This is a genomic window from Bradyrhizobium mercantei, from assembly GCF_001982635.1.
GTDB lineage: Bacteria > Pseudomonadota > Alphaproteobacteria > Rhizobiales > Xanthobacteraceae > Bradyrhizobium > Bradyrhizobium mercantei.
Window position 1 is genome coordinate 19,116 of record NZ_MKFI01000015.1, and the last position, 15,961, is coordinate 35,076.

The window sequence follows — 15,961 nt, forward strand, 5'->3', positions numbered from 1 at the left end:
GTCAGGCACGCTGCCCCTCAGTGTGGCGTCGATCAATGGACCGATTCATTCGCGCGCAGGAATGCGATTTCATTTGCCGTGCGCTTGATGTAGATTGCGCGGCGAGCTGCCACCGGTCACGCCGAATTCCGGAGAATGAGCGGCAGCGCACCTGGCCATCGGCAGGCCAATCCTTTTCATTTTTCAGTACGTAATGCTCTGCCGGGGCCGCGCGCCCGGGTGAATGTTTTTTCATTCCAGCCAAACGGAGCGATTGCCATGCATTTCTGCTTCTCTGGTGAATACACGCCACGTGCTCTCAATAACATCATGGAAAACCCGGCAACCAATCGATATGAGGCCGCGCGGAAGTTGATCGAGGCGGCCGGCGGCAAGTTGATTTCGATGTACAGCATGTCGGTCGATGGCCCTGGCGTGATGGTGATCTTCGACGTGCCGGATCCGAGCATCGCTCCTGCGATCAGCGGCGTCGTCGTGGCGGCGGGCACCATGCAGAATGTGAAGCTGGTCCGGCTGTTTACCCAGGATGAGATCAAGGTGGTGCGTCAGCACGCGAGCAAGCTCAAGGCTGCCTACTCGCCTCCCGGCAGCTGACGGCTACGAACGACCGAACGCGGCGCAGATCGATCTGACGACCGCTGTCACTCTCGCGCGGCGGCGCTTCGCAGCGTCCCGCGCGGAGGCGAGGGCCGTTGCGCGCCGCTGATCCGAGGCGCGTTCAACGGATGGGCATCAGCTCGGGCGGATGTCGCGCGCGCATGCTGGCTCGCAAGCCCCGGCCGGTTGTGTCGTCGCATGACGTCCGCCACCTCGCTCGCGGCGTGTCGCCGATCTGCGGCGACGTCTGGCGATGCGCCGGCGTCGAGGTCGCAGGCGTCTTAATCAGAGTCCGATGAGTCTTCTCTCGCGTCCGCCTTCGGCGGCCAGGCGCCGCGCCGGAGCAGCGCCTCGTGCAACAGCTTCTCGATCTGGCCCTGGCGCGAGCGGAATTCCGCGGCGGCCAGCCGGTCGAGGATGTCGAGCAGCGGGCTGCCGAGCCTCAGCAGGATCGGCTCCTTGTCCGGCCCCTTGGGGCGCCCGCGCTTAGGCATACAGCGTCCCGGTGTTGACGACCGGCGTCGCGTCCTTGTCGGAAACCAGCACGACCAGCAGGTTCGACACCATCGCCGCCTTGCGCTCGGGATCGAGATCGATGTCGGTCTGCTCCTTCAGCTTGTCGAGCGCTTCCTTGACGATGTCGACGGCGCCTGACACGACGAGCTTGCGCGCGGCGATGACAGCGCTCGCCTGCTGGCGGCGCAGCATCACCGGGGCGATCTCCGGCGCGTAGGCGAGATGGTTGATCCAGGCTTCGTCGATGGTCACGCCGGCCACCGCAAGGCGCTCCTTGAGCTCGACGATCAGCTCGTTGGTGACCTGGTCGCCACTCTCGCGCAGCGACAGCGTGCGTGCCGCCACCTGGTCGTGGCTGACCGCTTCGTCGGGACCGGCATGCGCGACCGCCTCGTCGAAATCATAGGGATGGCGGCCGGCGATGTGGCGCAGCGCCGATTCGGTCTGCGCGCCGACGAAGTCGGCATAGTCTTCGATCTGGAAGATCGCCTTGGCGCTGTTGTCGACGCGCCAGACCACGACGGCGCCGATCTCGATCGGGTTGCCGATCAAATCGTTCACCTTCAGCTTGCCGCATTCATGGTAGCGGACCCGCTGCGACACCTTCGCGATCTTGAACAGCGGTACCGTCGCGCGCAGTCCGGGCGCCGAATCCGTACCGGCATAGGCGCCGAACAATGTCAGCACCGCGCTCTCGTTCGGTTGCAGCGAATAGATCGACGAGCCGAACAGGATGGCGACGACAAGGCACAGCAGCGCGCCGAGCAGCGACCAAGTCGAGGCATGGAGATCGCCATAGGCATTCCGCGTGAATGCGCCGTAGGCGATGCAGACGGTGAGCACGAGAAAGATCAGCGCGATCAGCAGCGCGACATAGCCGCTGCCGACGAGAATGGCCGGGCGGTCGTCGACCCTGACCTTGATCGAGGAAAGGCCTGAAGCGGAATGGTCTTGCATGGTCATGGGACAAACCCCTGATGCATCCAGCATAATTGCTGATATTTTTTGATATCATAAAATAGGCGCGAGCGGAAGGGGCGGCGTCTGACGTCGCCGCGATCGACATATTTTCGAGCCGGAACAATCATGTAGGCCAGTCGCCGACGGAGCGGGATAGTCCGGGCAGGATCGGCATGAGGTCGCCCCCGGTTTTGCGACTCCGCTCAAGCTCAGGCGCGTGCTTTGCACAGCGTGCTTGATGGCCTTGGACCGCCGACAAGATGCCGCCTTGGAAAATCGGTTACGCCGCGCGAAATGAAGTAGAGAGTGCGGTGTATGTAGAGGCGTTGTCGGCAAAGCGGTTGCGCGGCGGCGTCGGGCGCGGGGTTGGGGTCTGAAGGTGCAGCACTCGGTTTCGATTTCAGGCCGCGCGGCATTGGCGGCGCGCACGAAATTGGCTGTTCGCATGATCCGGCTGGCCTTCGGTGTCCTGATCGGCTGCGCGCTCGATGGCTTCGTGCCGCGCGAGGCGGCCGCGCAGGTGCCATTCTCGCTGTTTCAACCGGCACGGCAGATCGAGGCGGCGAAGCCGCTGGCGCGTGACGTCACCGGCCCGCCGGCGATCAGCCAGCGGCTCGACGGCACCGCGTTCTTCGTCGACGATCTCGGCCACATGCTGACCGCGCGTCATGCCGTCGCCGACTGCGCCCGCATTGTCGTCAGCAAGGAAGGCCGCGCCGTCGCGGCGCGCATGGTGGCACAGGCCACGACCGACATCGCCTTGATCAAGGTGCCGCGCACGCTCGGCCTCGCAGCGGTATTCCCGCGCGCGACCGCGTCCGCCGCCAACGACATGGTGTTTGCCGAGGCGTATGATCGCCTGAAGCCGATGCTTGCCCATGGTGGATCGCTCGGCAATGCCTTCGTCGACACCAGCCTGCGCGATCCCGAGCACCTCGTGCTGCGCTCGAATGTCACCTTCGGCACCAGCGGTGCGCCGGTGCTGGATTCCCGTGGCCTCGTCGAAGGCGTGGTGAGCCGCAGGACCACGATCGATCGCGTGCTGGCGGTCGATGCCGCGCACGCCAAATCCTTTCTTGCCGCGCATGGCGTCCGCTTCCAGGAAGACGACCGGCCGCAGATGAGCGGCACCGCGTCCCGCGCGCATCGCGCGGCCAGCATCTCGGCGCGCGTCACATGCCTGCAACAATGAGCGACTAGTTGCAGCCGCGAACGTTCTCGCGTCGTCCTGTCAGCCTGCTGTCCGCGGTCAACCCTTGTCCAGAACCATGCTCATTCTGCGGGGCACGCTCGTGCTCTCGTTCGGCCTGCTGGTCCTCTCCACAGCGCCGGTCCACGCCCAAGACTTTCGCAATCCCGAACAGGCGCCGCCGGCCTGGGCGCAGTTCGCCAAGCTCGTGAAATACCGGTTCGAGGAATGGATCGCGGCCGACGAGACGGTTGCCAATCGGTTCCGTAACTGGGTCATCGAGCATTCCGGCAAGGAGAACGGGCCGCCGCCGACGCTCGTGGTGCGTGCCTGGCTCAATCCGGACGGCACCGTCGAGCGCGTCACGTTTCCCGCGTTCAACGACGCCGGCGCGACCGAGGATCTGCGCACCATCCTGAAGCGCGGCAATGTCGGCGAGGCGCCGCCGCCGGAAATGTTGCAGCCACTCAACCTGCGCTTCTCGCTCAATCTGCGCAAACCCTGAGGGGTCGCGCCGGTCGCGCGTCCGTCCTCTCGTCATTCCCCGGTGCACAATTGCGCATCTGAGGGCGTGCGAAGCACGAGCCCGGAATCCATGTCATCGCCCGGCTTGACCGGGCGATCCAGTACGCCGCGGCCTATCGGCTCAGGCACTGCTGCCTCTGGAATACTGGATCGCCCGGTCAAGCCGGGCGATGACACCGAGAGTTCGGCTGCGAGCGTTGGATTGCTTCGCTTTGCTCGCAATGACGGTTACGATGACAACCGGTAACAAGTGGAGACACAACTCCAATGGCCCAACAACAACCCGGACGTTCGCGGCGCGCCGTCATCGGCGCGGCCATCGCGGGACTTCCCGCAACGCTTTTGCTGCGAACCGCCGCAGCCTCGGACAAGATGACGAAGCCGCAGGCCGACTATCAGAACATGCCGAACGGCATCTACTCCTGCGGCATGTGCACGCTGTTCGTCGCGCCCGACGGCTGCAAGGTGGTCGATGGCACGATCAGCAAGGACGGCTGGTGCAAGGCGTTTGCGCCGGTGGATTGACTCTTGACCCTCCCCCTCCATGGGAGGGTGAAGCTACAACTCCCGCGCATTCGAGAATGCGAACGACGACACCCGTCGTGTGGTCTCGTCCAGGATCAGCGTGCGCGTGATCGGTGGCTCGGCGCGCTGGCTGCAATTCTCGCGCTCGCAAAGCCTACAGTTGACGCCGATCGGGGTGCCTTCGACCTTCTCCAGATCCATGCCGGTCGCATAGACGAGCTTGGCCGCATGGCGGATCTCGCAGCCGAGCCCGATCGCAAAGCGCGGTTGCGGCTGCGGATAGGGCGCCACCGGCCGGCGAACCGTCTGCGCGATCGAGAAGTAGCGGGTGCCGTCCGGCAGCTCGATCACCTGGCTGAGCAGACGGTCCGGCATGTCGAAGGTCGAATGCACGTTCCAGAGCGGGCAGGTGCCGCCGAACTTGGAGAACGGGAAGGTGCCGGAGGAAAACCGCTTCGACACGTTGCCGGCATTGTCGACCCGCAGCAGGAAGAACGGCACGCCGCGCGCGTTCGGCCGTTGCAGCGTGGTGAGGCGGTGGCAGACCTGCTCGAAGCCGGCATTGAAGCGCTGCGCCAGCACGTGGACGTCGTAGCTCAGGGCTTCGGCGGCGGAATGAAACGCCTGGTAGGGCATCATCGCGGCGGCCGCGAAGTAATTGGCGAGCGTGATGCGATAGAGCCGGCGCGCGGTGTCGTCGAGCGGGCCGGCGCGGCTGACGATGGCGTCGATCGCGGCGCCGCATTCGACGAAGCCGATCTGCAGCGCGAGCTGGAAGCTGCGGCCGGAGCTGTCGACCAGTTCGGAGATCAGCAGCTGCCGGCGATGCCGGTCGAAACGGCGCAGCGTCTCGCGCATCACGTCGACCGGCATGACGCGGCAAACAATCGAATGTTTTTCACGCAAGCGCGTGGCGAGCGCCGTGAACAGGCCTTCGGTCGGCACGTTGAGCTCGTCGCGCAGATTTTCCGCCGCAGTCTCGAGCTCAGGAAAATAATTGCGGTTGGCCTCGATCAGGTCGCGCACCCGCTCGATCGGGTTGGCGTCGAACTGCGAGCCTTCGCGGTCGGCCATCTGCGCCGCCACCAGCGTCTCGCCGCGGCGCGCCTCGGTATAGGCGGCGTAGAGCCGCTGCAACGCATGCGTCACGCCGGGGCAGAGCTCGGCGAGGTCGCGCAGTTCCTGCTTCGGCAGGTCGATCTGGCGGAACAGGGGATCAGAGAAGATCTCGTTGAGTTCCGCGAAGAAGCGATCCTCGTCCGCGGTGGCGAGGTCGCGCAGGTCGAGATCATAGGTCTCGGCCAGCCGCAGCAGGATCTGCGCCGTCACCGGGCGCTGGTTGCGCTCGATCAGGTTGATGTAGGAGGGCGAGATGCCGAGCCCCTCGGCGATCTGGGTCTGTGACAGCCCCAATTGCTGGCGGATCCGCCGGAAGCGCGGACCGACGAACAGCTTCTTTCCGGACTCGCCAGGCATGGCAGCCTTCCTGACCTATTTTGTGACAAAATTTACAAATCGACATTTATTACAAGTTCAGATGTTACATGACATCACCAATAAAAAACAAGGCATCTGTACGAACTTCGCCTTTTCGCGTTTATCTCCTGACACGCACTTCGCGATGCTCTGTCAAGAATGTCGAACCGGCGAGCAGGCGGCGAGGATCAAGTTTCAGGCGGCTGAGCAAAGGCAGCACGGTTTTCAAAGGAGACTGACGATGAGCAAGGGCAGCAATTTCTGGGTGATCGGCGGCGAGTTCGGGTCGATGAACTTCCACAAGCTCGTCGAAGGCTCCGCCCAGGTCCGCGGTCCGTTCAAGACCCGCAAGGAAGCCGAAGAGTGCTGGAAGGAAGTCTCGGAAGAGAGCCGCCACAAGGCCGGCGTGCGCTTCTCGATCGTCGAGGAGCCGTCGCGGGTTTCGGCGTAACCGCCGGAATATTCAAAGTTAAGAAAACGTCCAAGGACGGCGGCCCCATCCGGTTCATCCGGGTGGGGTCGACCGCTTTTGGGACACCGCGAGAGGTTTTTGATCTGGGGATAAGTGGCAGCCTAAGTGCTTGGGAACCAACGTCCTTTGCGGACGTCATGGTTGCTGATAGGTTAATGGGTAAGCAAACCCGTCACCACGAGACCGCAAGGCATGTCCGATCCGCAGAACACCGGCAGTGAGGCGCGCGAGATGCGGCCGACGCTGCGAGAGGCGCTGCGGCGGGCGCGGATCGAGGCGGCCGATCGGACCGGCGTCGTCGTCGAGTTGCGCGATGCCGAGGTGGCGCGGCTCGAGATCCTCAACGATGCGCTCGAGGCGCTGTTCGCGCAGGTGCCTGAGAAGGTCGATCTGTTCGACCGCGGCATCAGCCAGGGCGAGACGCCGCGGCTGTGGATCGATGTCGTAGCCCACGTGCTGATGGGACGCGACAAGCGCATCTACCGCTTCGTGCAGGACACCCGCTTCGGCCGCATCGTGCTCGCCGAATCGCACGACGTGCCAGTCATCGTCGATGCCGTCACCGACTACGTCGCGCGGCGCATGATCGAGCGCGAGCACGCGATGGTGGCAACGCCGCTTCCGGTTGCCGAGCCGCCGGCACCGCCGCCCGCGCCGGCGGTGGCGCCGAAGCGCCGCGGCGGGCTCGGCATGTTCGTGCTCGGTTTCATCCTCGGCGCGCTGGCGCTGTTCGGCTTCGCAATGCTTGCGAGCGTGCAGAATTTCTAACCGCTGAGGGGCGGGGGGCAATTTGGTCATAACACCCGCCTCGGCATTCTTCGGCGTCCTCGCGGCAGGCGCCGTGATCGGCAGCGCGGTGCTGTTCGGCAAATGGCAGGCGCTGCGGCGCGCCGAATATATCCGCACCTTCAAGTGGCCGGCGGGCCTGTTGGCCCGGCTCGAGAAGCATCACCCCGGCTTCACCCGCAAGGACAGCGCGCTGGTCTCGCGCGGCCTGCGGCAGTTCTTCCTCGCCTATCTGATGAGCGGCAAGCGCTTCGTCTCGATGCCCTCGCAAGCCGCCGACGATCTCTGGCACGAATTCATCCTCTACACCCGCGAATATGATGCGTTCTGCCGCCGCGCCTTCGGCGGCTTCCTGCATCACAGACCGGCCGTCGTGCTGGTGAAGGAGCAGCGCAGGAGCAATGAGGGGCTGCGGCGGGTCTGGTGGTACTGCTGCAAATACGAGAACATCAATCCCGTCCGGCCGACGCGGCTGCCGCTGTTGTTCGCGCTCGACGCCAAGCTGAACATCGCGAACGGCTTCATCTATCACACCGACTGCGAGGCGCTGCGCCGCAGCGGCATCGGCGGCAGCAGCCCCTATTGCGGCGGCGATTTCTCGGACTCGTCGATCGATGGATCGTCGGCGGGCTTCGGCGATGCCGGCAGCGATGGAAGTAGCGGCGATGGCGGCGGCCACGGCGGCGGTGATGGAGGCGGCGGCGACGGCGGAGGTGGCAGCGACAGCGGAGGCGGCTGCGGCGGCGGTTGTGGCGGCGGCGGGGGCGACTAGAGCGTTTTCGAGCGAAGTGGACGCCGGTTCGCGTGAAGAAACGCGTCAACAAAAATCCAGGGCTTCGGTTCTGATCAGTCAGAACCGAAAATGCGCTAGGACAGCCGCACCTGCTTCAGCTCGCGAATGCCGTCGTGATTGCCGAGGCCGCGCACGGTCTGCTCGCAGCGCCAGCCATTGCCGTCACGCTCGATCGAGAACAGATTGTAGGCTGCCGCCGGATAGTGCTTGCGCGCCAGCGCCGATGCCGACGGCACGCCGATCGCCGGGATCTTTTGCTCGGGGCCGTCGAACCACATCGTCGAATGAATATGGTCATGGCCATGCAGCACCAGCTCGACGCCGTGCCGCCTGAGCAGCGCCAGCAGCTGATGCGAATCGGTCAGCCGTTTGGCGCGGCCGTCGGAGTGCAGCGGGTGATGCACCAGCAGGACGCGGAAGGCGTCCTCCCGCGACAGCCGTCCGAGGATCGTATCCAGCGCGCCGAGCTGGGCATGGCCGAGCCAGCCGGTCGCCATCAGCGGCGGCGTCGGCACCGCCGAGGAGACGCCGATCAGCGCCACCGGACCGCGGCGGCGCACGAACGGAAAATGCGTCGCCGCGCCATCGGCGTCGCCGCGCAGATAGTCGCCGAAATGGCTGACGAAGCGATGCCGGGTCGCGCGCACATAGGCGTCGTGATTGCCGGGGACCACGGTGACGTCGGCAGCGCCGCCGACGCCTTCCAGCCATTGCCGGGCCGGATTGAACTCGGCGTCCAGTGCCAGGTTGACGAGGTCGCCGGTCACCGCGATGTGGTCCGGCTGCTGCGCCTGCATGTCCGACACCAGCGCATCGAGCACGTCGCGGCGATGATATTTGTGACGGTTGCGCGTCCAGTTCAGATAGCCGAAGGCGCGCTTGCCGGCGAGATCGCGCAGCCGCGCCGCCGGCAGCGGCGGCAGATGCGGGTCCGACAGATGCGCGAGGCGGAACGCCGCCATCAGGCGATTCCCTTCGGATTGTCCGCGAAAAGTGGCCGGCAGCCGGTCATGTCGTGCTATCCCGAACGTCCTGCCCTGTATTGGCAAGAGCTGCGCAGGCGCGCAAGGATCAAAGCAAGGATCAAACACAGAGATGTCGAGGGTTCAGTGACGATCCTGCTGGATTTACGCAAGCGCTTCGAGCCGCAGATCAGGTGGGTGTTTCATTTCTACTGGCGGCTGGTCCGCAGCATGACGCTCGGGGTCCGTGCCGTCGTGCTCGACGCCGACAACAAGGTGTTCCTGGTCAAGCACAGCTATGTCCATGGCTGGTATCTGCCCGGCGGCGGGGTCGAGGTCGGCGAAAGTTTTATCGAGTCGCTGCGGCGCGAGCTGGAGGAGGAGGGGCGGATCGAGCTCACCGGCGAGCCGGTGCTGCACGGCATCTTCCACAACAGCCACGTCTCGCCGCGCGATCATGTCGCGGTCTATGTCGTCAGGAACTACCGGCAGGACCGGCTGCCGGAGCCGAATCGCGAGATTGTGGCCTGCGGCTTCTTCGACCCGGCCGCGCTGCCTGACGAGACCACCCCCGGGACGCGGCTGCGGATCGCGGAGGTGCTCGAGGGCAGGCCGCCGACGGCGACATGGCGGTGATGGACCGCGCCCGCGCCAGATGCTATCCCGCGCCCCACAATGACTGAATTGTCCCTGACCATCCTGCCCGAGACCCCGAAAGACGCCCAGGCGATCGAGCGCCTGCATGAGCGCACCTTCGGGCCCGGCCGCTTCGTACTCAGCGCCTACCGGTTGCGCGAGCATGTCGATCATCTGCTCGATGTCTCCTTCACCGCGCGGATCGGCACGCTGCTGGTCGGCTCGGTGCGCCAGCTTCCTGTCACGATCGGCGATACGCCGGCGCTGATGCTCGGGCCGTTGACGGTCGAGCCGCCGTTCCGCAGCCGCGGCGTCGGCCGCGCGCTGCTCGAGCGTGCGATCAATGATGCCCGCGCCAAGGGCCATCGGCTGATCGTGCTGGTCGGCGACGAGCCGTATTATGCGCGGGTCGGCTTCAAGCCGGTCCCGAAGGGCCGGATGACGATGCCGGGCCCGGTCGACTACAGTCGTCTGCTTGTCATGGAACTGGTCGACGGCGCGTTCGACGGCGTATCCGGGCCGATCCAGCCGGACTGGAGCAAGGCGATCTGACGTTCCCGCGAGCGTCGCCCGGGACGGTTGCGCACTATCGGAAACTGAAGCACAGTTGAGGCAAGCGCCGGGACAAGACCGGCGCATGTCATATCAACAGGGAGAGTGCGCGCCATGATCAAGGTCAGTGTGATGTATCCGAACAATCCAGGCGCACGCTTTGATCACGACTATTATCGCGACAAGCACATGCCCCTGGTGAAGGCGCGGCTCGGCGACGCCTGCAAATACTACACCGTCGACAAGGGCCTCGCCGGCGGCGCGCCGGGGCAACCCGCGACCTATGTCGGCATGTGCCACATCTTCTGCGACTCGGTCGAGGCCTTCGGGGCCGCCATGGGCAAGCACGCCCAGGAAATCATGGGCGACATCCCGAACTACACCGACCTGCAGCCGGTGATTCAGATCAGCGAAGTCGTCGTCGGGCACTGACCGCGAGAGCCGGGCTACGCTACGAGCCGTGCGTCGTGAGATGGCGCCTCACGCTCCCCTGTCGTCCCTGCCTAGTGCGCAATTGCGCACGGGAGCAGGAACCCATAACCACAGGGTACAGTTGCTTGGCGAGATAGCTGCCAGAGTGCCTCTTGCGATGGCCGCGGCGTATGGGTCCCTGCTTTCGCAGGGACGACACCTCGCTTGAGGATACACCTAGCCCAGATGCTTCATCCGGGCCACGCGACGACAAATCCCTCTGCCGTTAACGGCAGAGGGCGACGCTTGTCTCAGAACTTCAAGTTCGCAAACGCCCGCACGCCGAGGCCCGGCATCAGCACCTCGTCCTTGGTGTAGGAGACCGAGTTGCGGATGTTCTGGTTGAGCAGATTGTTGCCGGCCAGACCTAGCGTCATTTCGCGCGCGCCGATCCATGACGACGTAAGCTTCGTATTGTAGGTGATCTCCGCGTTCAGGAGATTGTAACCCGCAGTCGGGGTCTCGCCGATCACGGCGATATCGCTCTGCGCGAAGGCGTGCACCAGGTTGATGCGGGTGAACCAGTTGCTGTCGCGCCAGTAGACGCCGCCGCCGAGCCGCACCGGCGGAATCCGCGGAACGTTGGTGCCGTCGGTGAAGGTGGCGCGCACCACGTCGAACTGGTTCTCGATGCCCCAGATGCCACCGTTGAGCGGGCCGATGTCGAGCTGGCTCTGGAATTCGGCGCCTCGGAAGGTCGCGTCACGCTGCGAATAGACCGCCTGGCGCGCCTCGTTGCCGGGATCGCCGTTGCCGCAGGAATCGAAATCATCGCCGCACAGCACCCCGGTCAGGCGACGATAGATGAAGTTGCTGAAGCGGGTGTAATAGGCGGTGGCCTCGAAGCGGAACGGTCCGGTTGCCTTGCGCAGGCCGACCTCGACCGATTTCGCGGTCTCGATGGTCAGGTTCGGGTTGCCGATGTCGAAGGTCGCGGTGGCATCATGCGCGCCGCGCGAGAACAGCTCCGCGGGCTTCGGCGCGCGCTCGACATATTGCGCCGTGATACTGCCGACGAGATCGCCGGGCAGGTTCTGGATCAGCCCGACGCTGCCGCTGACCGGCGTATAGGACGGATTGCGCGCGATCGCGCTTTGCGGCGCGCCGTCAGGCAGGAAGTCCGGCGGAAAATCCGGCATCGATCCGTGCAGATCGACATGCTCGATGCGGCCGGCGATCTGCGCCTTCGTCGAATCCGTGAACTTGAATTCGTTGAAGACGTACCCCGCGACGCGGTTGTTGTTGTTCGGACTCCACAGGCCGTTGAACAGCGCGCCCGGATCGTCCGGGCTCGGCGCGGTCAATTCCTGGTGCCCGGCCTGCAAACCGAATGCCGTCGTCACCGTCGCGAAGCGCGCGTTGAACGGCATCATCTGCACCTCGACGCGGGCTTCCTGCTCCTTGCTGGTGAAGGTCTGGCGCACGCCGTCGCTGAACAGATCGGCCGGATCGGCCAGGCCGAGCTCGTTGTGGCGATAGTCGGTCGCGCCGACCCAGAACCGCACGGCGTCGATCGCCGCCGCGTCCGGCCGGTACTCGCCCTTGACGGCGATCTTCGTCTGATGCGCGTCGATCCGGGTCTGGTGATCGGCGCCGTCGATGCCGGGGATATGGTAGAGCGAGTCGTTCTGGGTGATCGCCGCGCCGATATAGCCGCCCTGGAAGAAATAGGACGCGCCGACCGAGGCGCCGTCCGACTGCGTCGCGGAGTTCGGCTGGCGCCCGTTGAATGGTTGGCCGGGTACAAATAAATAGGGATTGCCCGGAATGCTGTAGTCGCTGGTGGTGCGGCCATAGACGTCGGCATGCACGGCGACATTGTTGCCGCCGGCGTCCAGCAGCATGCCGCCTTCGACGCCGCGATTGACCGAACTGACCGACGTGCGGGTCTCGACATTGAGGCAGCCCGGACCGCCGGCATCGGCGAGCGGCGCCTTCACCGGCAGACCATAAGTCTGGAACGGCGTCGCCGTGCAGGTCGGCATCGCGTCGGGAATCCGGTTGTTGGTGGCGCTGACCACGCCGCCGATCGATGTCGAGCCGTAGCGCAGCGCGGCAGGTCCCCGCACCACCTCGATCTGGTTGGTCGAGAATGGATCGATCGGCACGAAATGATCTTCGCCGAGATCCGAGACGCCGCCGCCGCCGAGACCATTCTCGACGATACCGACGCGGTTGACGTCGAGGCCGCGGATGATCGGCCGGCTCGCCGCGCCGGGCGCGAAGCTCGAACCGGTGATGCCGGGTTTCGAGAACAGGAGATCGCCGAGCGTGGCGGCGCCGGAGCGCCGCAGTTCCTCGTTCGGTATCACGGTGACGGTGGCGAACTGGTCGGTGACCACGGGCAGCACGCCCTGCTGCGGTGCCGGCGCCGTTGCCGCTTGTGCCGGCTGTGCTGTGGCGGCGCGTTCGCGGTTGCGGCTTGGCGCAGTCCGGACCACGCGGGTCGGCGTGCGGGTGGGTGTCGTCCGGTGGCGCTGGATCGGGCTTGGCGCCGTTACCGTGATGTCAGGGAGTTGCGTCGGCGTGTCATCCGCCAGCGCGCCGCCATGCATTGCGCCGAGCAATAGCCAGCTCGCGCCTCCGATGTGGAGTGCTCGTTTCTTCTGAAGTGTCATTGTCCCGATTCCAGATCCCGTCGAAATGACGGATCGATCCCGATTTGCCCTGCGGGAGCAGGCCGCAGCTGTGACGCGGCCGTCCATTCAGGGCGTGCAGCAATCAGTCGGTGTCAGGACAGGGGAGGTGCGCGGGAGTGGAAGGCCGCAGGCGCCGATTTCAGGTGGACGAATTCGGCATTGGTGGTGCGGAACAGAAGCTCGACGGCTTCGGGGAGCAACAGCACCGGCGGCGCCGTGAACAGCATGCTGCTCGCGAGCGAGATGACGGCGCAGATCGCGCAATTGTCGGCCGGATGGCGGTCGTTGTCGTGCCTGGCGGGCGGCTCGGTGCCGGTCACCTGGACCGCGAGGTCAGGTGTCGCCGAGGTTCCGATATAGGCGAGATCGACCAGCGAAAAGCCGGTCTGCGCCGCTGGTGCCGCTTGCGCGGCCGCAATGGGATGGAAATGCCCGAACGACAGCACGAACTGGACGGCGAGCGCGAACAGCGCCAGCCGCGATCCAGTCTTGATGTGTCGCCGGAACCACTTCATGCCGATTGAGCCCCACCCATCGGGACGGCGCTCATTCCCCGGCCGCCCGATGTTACATTATAACATCGGAGGGTGGCCGCGATGTCAACGGTGGTTCAGACACACTGTGTCGATGTGTTGCCGGTGTGTGTTTGCAGCAACGCAGACGCGAGCCCGGCCGGGCTCAACGTCCCTCACGCAGCCAGGTCGCCGCGAATGCGCCGAGCAACAGCAAGAGGCCGACCAGGCCGGCGAACATCGGCAGCACGCCGACGCCCTTGACCACGCTGGCGTCGCGCATCTTGACGCCGAGCCAGCCGTCGCCGCGGAAGATCGTGGAGGCGCGCACCGGCACGACGCGCGGCATGTCGAGGCTCGATCCGTCGACGATGCGCCGCGCGTCACCGCCGGTCGCCTGCGCCAGCGGCTTCAGCATGTCGGTGGTCGAGGTGACCTCCGAGAACTCCTTCGGGTTGGTCGGGCCGACATTGATGAGCGCCTTCAGCGTGCCGTCGGTGGCCTGCCACAGGCCGAGCTCGTTCGCCGGCAGCGTCGCGCGCCATTCGCCGGGATCGCCGGCGGTCAAGGTCAGTTCATGGGTGGTGCCGCTCGGCGACGTCACGGTGACCGGCGCGACAGTGTCGGCCATGGTCTGGCGCACCACCATCAGGTCCTTGCCCTGCACCTGCATGCGCAGCGCCTCTTCGTCGAGGTCGGGCTGCTTCATCAGCCAGTGCGACACCCGTCGCAACAGATCGAGATGCGGGCCACCGCCTTCGTAACCGCGCGCCCACAACCAGATCTGGTCGGACAGCAACAGCGCGACCCGGCCTTCACCGAAGCGCGACAGCAGCAGCAGCGGCTTGCCGTCGGCGCCGGTCATCACAGGCGGGTTGATCGCGTTGCGGGTGTCGACGGTGCGGAAGAACCGGCTCCAATGCGGCGGCTCGGCGTTCGAGCCTTCCAGCCCGCGCGTCACCGGATGGCGTTTTCCGGCATCGCTCAAATGCGCGTAGAACGGCTTCTCGGTGACGCCGACCGGCTCGGCCGGCAGCACCGAATCCAGCGGCGTGCGCCAGATGCTGGTGGTCGAGGCGTAGTCGGGGCCGGCCGACACCAGCACCGCGCCGCCGGAACGGACATAGCGCGCGATGTTGTCGAAATAGGCGATCGGCAGCACGCCCTGGCGGGCGTAGCGGTCGAAGATGATCAGCTGGAATTCGTTGATCTTCTGCTGGAACAGCTCGCGGGTCGGAAACGCGATCAGCGACAGCTCGTTGATCGGCGTGCCGTCCTGCTTCTCCGGCGGTCGCAGGATGGTGAAGTGCACGAGATCGACGCTGGGGTCGGACTTCAGCAGGTTGCGCCAGGTCCGCTCGCCGGCATGCGGCTCGCCCGAGACCAGCAGCACGCGCAGCTTGTCGCGCACGCCGTCGATCGCGACCACGGCGCGGTTGTTGACCGGCGTCAGCTCGTTCTCGAGCGGCGAGGCCTCGATCTCGACGATGTTGGGACCGGCATGCTTGATGTCGATGTCGACGCTCGAGGTCTGGCCTGAGGTCATCGTGCGCTCGTTGACCACTTCGCCGTCGCGGCGGATCGTGACTTTGGCGCGCTCGCCGGTGACGCCCTGGTCGTCGAGCCGGAAGGTGATGGTCTGGGTCTGGCCGACGATGCCGAAGCGCGGCGCGGCCGATATCGCGATGCGACGGTCGCGCTCGTCCTTGCGGCCGGTGATCAGGGCGTGCACCGGCGCCTGGAAGCCGAGGCCCTGCGGGTTGGCCGGGATATCGTGCACGCGGCCGTCGGTGATCATGAACGCGCCGGCGACGCGCTCGACCGGAACATCCGACAGCGCCGACGTCAGCGCGCCGAACAGCTTGGTACCGTCGGTTTCGCCGTCGGCCTGGCCAGCCTCGACGACGCGGACCTCGAGGCCCTTGATCTGCTTCAGGCTGTCGACCAGCGCCTGCCGCGCCTTGTCGGTCTCCTGGTTGCGCGTGCCGAAATTCTGGCTCGGGCTCTTGTCGACCACGACGGCGGCGACCGAGGACAGCGGCTCGCGATCCTCGCGGGTGAAGGAGGGATTGGCCAGCGCGAGCAGGATCAGCGCGAGCGCGGCGACACGCACCGCGGCGCCACGCGCGCGGGACAGCAACAGCAGTGCCGCGATGACGACGATCGCGCCGAGCGCGATCCACAGCACGATCGAAGGAACCAGCGGTGTGAACGCGATACCGTAGTTCATGGTGTAAACCTATCAGCAGCGTCATGGCCGGGCTTGTCCCGGCCATCCAGGTCTGCCTTTGCTTCCGCGGCAAGGGAGACGTGGATGCCCGGGACAAGCCCGGGCATGACGGCGAAGTTG

The 15,961-nt window shown here is 65.5% G+C and carries 17 protein-coding genes; 10 read left to right on the forward strand and 7 right to left on the reverse strand.

Annotation, left to right across the window (positions count from 1 at the left end):
- Nucleotides 1-135: 135 nt before the first annotated feature.
- The gene (locus BI327_RS39760) at nt 136-594 is read left to right on the forward strand and encodes a GYD domain-containing protein (RefSeq protein WP_245335074.1); all 459 of its coding nucleotides are present in this window, start codon (nt 136-138) and stop codon (nt 592-594) included.
- A 284-nt stretch (nt 595-878) separates the two neighbouring features.
- Here BI327_RS39760 and BI327_RS39765 read toward each other — a convergent pair whose 3' ends face one another.
- Together BI327_RS39765 and BI327_RS39770 are read right to left on the reverse strand one after the other, a co-directional pair.
- Entirely contained in the window at nt 879-1,091 is a 213-nt protein-coding gene (locus BI327_RS39765) for a hypothetical protein (protein WP_076867097.1), read from the reverse strand.
- Nucleotides 1,084-2,076 (reverse strand): SPFH domain-containing protein, encoded by a 993-nt coding sequence (locus tag BI327_RS39770; RefSeq protein WP_076867098.1) that lies wholly within the window; start codon nt 2,074-2,076, stop codon nt 1,084-1,086. Before BI327_RS39770 ends, BI327_RS39765 begins: the two co-directional genes overlap by 8 nt.
- A 442-nt stretch (nt 2,077-2,518) precedes the next feature.
- Here BI327_RS39770 and BI327_RS39775 point away from each other — a divergent pair, with 442 nt between their 5' ends.
- From BI327_RS39775 to BI327_RS39785, 3 genes are all read left to right on the forward strand, one after another.
- Nucleotides 2,519-3,265, forward strand: a complete 747-nt coding sequence (locus tag BI327_RS39775) for a S1 family peptidase (RefSeq protein ID WP_076867099.1) — start codon at nt 2,519-2,521, stop codon at nt 3,263-3,265.
- Nucleotides 3,266-3,341: 76 nt separating this feature from the next.
- Complete coding sequence (locus tag BI327_RS39780; RefSeq protein WP_076867100.1) at nt 3,342-3,767, forward strand: hypothetical protein; 426 nt, start codon at nt 3,342-3,344, stop codon at nt 3,765-3,767.
- Nucleotides 3,768-4,054: 287 nt separating this feature from the next.
- On the forward strand, nt 4,055-4,312 hold the full coding sequence (locus tag BI327_RS39785) for a hypothetical protein (protein WP_076867101.1): 258 nt from the start codon (nt 4,055-4,057) through the stop codon (nt 4,310-4,312).
- A gap of 33 nt (nt 4,313-4,345) precedes the next feature.
- On the opposite strand, the gene BI327_RS39790 is transcribed toward BI327_RS39785, so the two are convergent.
- Entirely contained in the window at nt 4,346-5,788 is a 1,443-nt protein-coding gene (locus BI327_RS39790) for a helix-turn-helix domain-containing protein (protein ID WP_076867102.1), read from the reverse strand.
- A gap of 241 nt (nt 5,789-6,029) precedes the next feature.
- Between BI327_RS39790 and BI327_RS39795 the strand changes: the two genes are divergently transcribed.
- The 3 genes from BI327_RS39795 to BI327_RS39805 all read left to right on the forward strand — a co-directional run bounded on the left by BI327_RS39795 (nt 6,030) and on the right by BI327_RS39805 (nt 7,818).
- Nucleotides 6,030-6,239 carry a DUF4170 domain-containing protein gene (locus BI327_RS39795; protein WP_016839740.1) on the forward strand — a complete coding sequence of 70 codons (210 nt, stop codon included), beginning with the start codon at nt 6,030-6,032 and terminating at the stop codon, nt 6,237-6,239.
- 213 nt (nt 6,240-6,452) lie between these two features.
- The gene (locus BI327_RS39800; RefSeq protein ID WP_076867103.1) at nt 6,453-7,028 is read left to right on the forward strand and encodes a hypothetical protein; all 576 of its coding nucleotides are present in this window, start codon (nt 6,453-6,455) and stop codon (nt 7,026-7,028) included.
- Nucleotides 7,029-7,050: 22 nt separating this feature from the next.
- Nucleotides 7,051-7,818, forward strand: coding sequence for a glycine-rich domain-containing protein (locus BI327_RS39805; protein ID WP_076867104.1), 768 nt, complete (start codon nt 7,051-7,053; stop codon nt 7,816-7,818).
- A gap of 95 nt (nt 7,819-7,913) precedes the next feature.
- Here BI327_RS39805 and BI327_RS39810 read toward each other — a convergent pair whose 3' ends face one another.
- Nucleotides 7,914-8,801, reverse strand: coding sequence for a metallophosphoesterase family protein (locus tag BI327_RS39810; RefSeq protein WP_076867105.1), 888 nt, complete (start codon nt 8,799-8,801; stop codon nt 7,914-7,916).
- Between the two features lie 147 nt (nt 8,802-8,948).
- On the opposite strand from BI327_RS39810, the gene BI327_RS39815 reads away from it, so the two are divergent.
- The 3 genes from BI327_RS39815 to BI327_RS39825 all read left to right on the forward strand — a co-directional run bounded on the left by BI327_RS39815 (nt 8,949) and on the right by BI327_RS39825 (nt 10,421).
- Nucleotides 8,949-9,437, forward strand: a complete 489-nt coding sequence (locus BI327_RS39815) for an NUDIX domain-containing protein (RefSeq protein ID WP_076867124.1) — start codon at nt 8,949-8,951, stop codon at nt 9,435-9,437.
- Nucleotides 9,438-9,476: 39 nt separating this feature from the next.
- Nucleotides 9,477-9,989 carry a GNAT family N-acetyltransferase gene (locus BI327_RS39820; protein ID WP_076867106.1) on the forward strand — a complete coding sequence of 171 codons (513 nt, stop codon included), beginning with the start codon at nt 9,477-9,479 and terminating at the stop codon, nt 9,987-9,989.
- A 114-nt stretch (nt 9,990-10,103) separates the two neighbouring features.
- A complete protein-coding gene (locus BI327_RS39825) occupies nt 10,104-10,421 on the forward strand; it encodes an EthD family reductase (protein ID WP_076867107.1) in 318 nt (105 codons plus the stop codon).
- 290 nt (nt 10,422-10,711) lie between these two features.
- Here the strand turns inward: BI327_RS39825 and BI327_RS39830 are convergent, their stop codons facing one another.
- The 3 genes from BI327_RS39830 to BI327_RS39840 all read right to left on the reverse strand — a co-directional run bounded on the left by BI327_RS39830 (nt 10,712) and on the right by BI327_RS39840 (nt 15,841).
- Complete coding sequence (locus BI327_RS39830) at nt 10,712-13,078, reverse strand: TonB-dependent receptor (protein ID WP_076867108.1); 2,367 nt, start codon at nt 13,076-13,078, stop codon at nt 10,712-10,714.
- Between the two features lie 113 nt (nt 13,079-13,191).
- Entirely contained in the window at nt 13,192-13,614 is a 423-nt protein-coding gene (locus BI327_RS39835; RefSeq protein WP_076867109.1) for a DUF2946 family protein, read from the reverse strand.
- 163 nt (nt 13,615-13,777) lie between these two features.
- Complete coding sequence (locus tag BI327_RS39840; RefSeq protein WP_076867110.1) at nt 13,778-15,841, reverse strand: hypothetical protein; 2,064 nt, start codon at nt 15,839-15,841, stop codon at nt 13,778-13,780.
- Between the last annotated feature and the right edge of the window lie 120 nt (nt 15,842-15,961).

What these genes read in the sequence shown, in the direction of transcription:
- BI327_RS39795 (WP_016839740.1), top strand. Translation starts at nt 6,030, where the DNA reads ATGAGCAAGGGCAGCAATTTCTGGGTGATCGGCGGCGAGTTCGGGTCG.
- BI327_RS39820 (WP_076867106.1), top strand. Translation starts at nt 9,477, where the DNA reads ATGACTGAATTGTCCCTGACCATCCTGCCCGAGACCCCGAAAGACGCC.
- BI327_RS39770 (WP_076867098.1), bottom strand. Translation starts at nt 2,076, where the DNA reads ATGACCATGCAAGACCATTCCGCTTCAGGCCTTTCCTCGATCAAGGTC.
- BI327_RS39840 (WP_076867110.1), bottom strand. Translation starts at nt 15,841, where the DNA reads ATGAACTACGGTATCGCGTTCACACCGCTGGTTCCTTCGATCGTGCTG.
- BI327_RS39780 (WP_076867100.1), top strand. Translation starts at nt 3,342, where the DNA reads ATGCTCATTCTGCGGGGCACGCTCGTGCTCTCGTTCGGCCTGCTGGTC.
- BI327_RS39760 (WP_245335074.1), top strand. Translation starts at nt 136, where the DNA reads ATGAGCGGCAGCGCACCTGGCCATCGGCAGGCCAATCCTTTTCATTTT.
- BI327_RS39835 (WP_076867109.1), bottom strand. Translation starts at nt 13,614, where the DNA reads ATGAAGTGGTTCCGGCGACACATCAAGACTGGATCGCGGCTGGCGCTG.
- BI327_RS39790 (WP_076867102.1), bottom strand. Translation starts at nt 5,788, where the DNA reads ATGCCTGGCGAGTCCGGAAAGAAGCTGTTCGTCGGTCCGCGCTTCCGG.
- BI327_RS39800 (WP_076867103.1), top strand. Translation starts at nt 6,453, where the DNA reads ATGTCCGATCCGCAGAACACCGGCAGTGAGGCGCGCGAGATGCGGCCG.
- BI327_RS39810 (WP_076867105.1), bottom strand. Translation starts at nt 8,801, where the DNA reads ATGGCGGCGTTCCGCCTCGCGCATCTGTCGGACCCGCATCTGCCGCCG.
- BI327_RS39765 (WP_076867097.1), bottom strand. Translation starts at nt 1,091, where the DNA reads ATGCCTAAGCGCGGGCGCCCCAAGGGGCCGGACAAGGAGCCGATCCTG.
- BI327_RS39830 (WP_076867108.1), bottom strand. Translation starts at nt 13,078, where the DNA reads ATGACACTTCAGAAGAAACGAGCACTCCACATCGGAGGCGCGAGCTGG.
- BI327_RS39785 (WP_076867101.1), top strand. Translation starts at nt 4,055, where the DNA reads ATGGCCCAACAACAACCCGGACGTTCGCGGCGCGCCGTCATCGGCGCG.
- BI327_RS39825 (WP_076867107.1), top strand. Translation starts at nt 10,104, where the DNA reads ATGATCAAGGTCAGTGTGATGTATCCGAACAATCCAGGCGCACGCTTT.
- BI327_RS39775 (WP_076867099.1), top strand. Translation starts at nt 2,519, where the DNA reads ATGATCCGGCTGGCCTTCGGTGTCCTGATCGGCTGCGCGCTCGATGGC.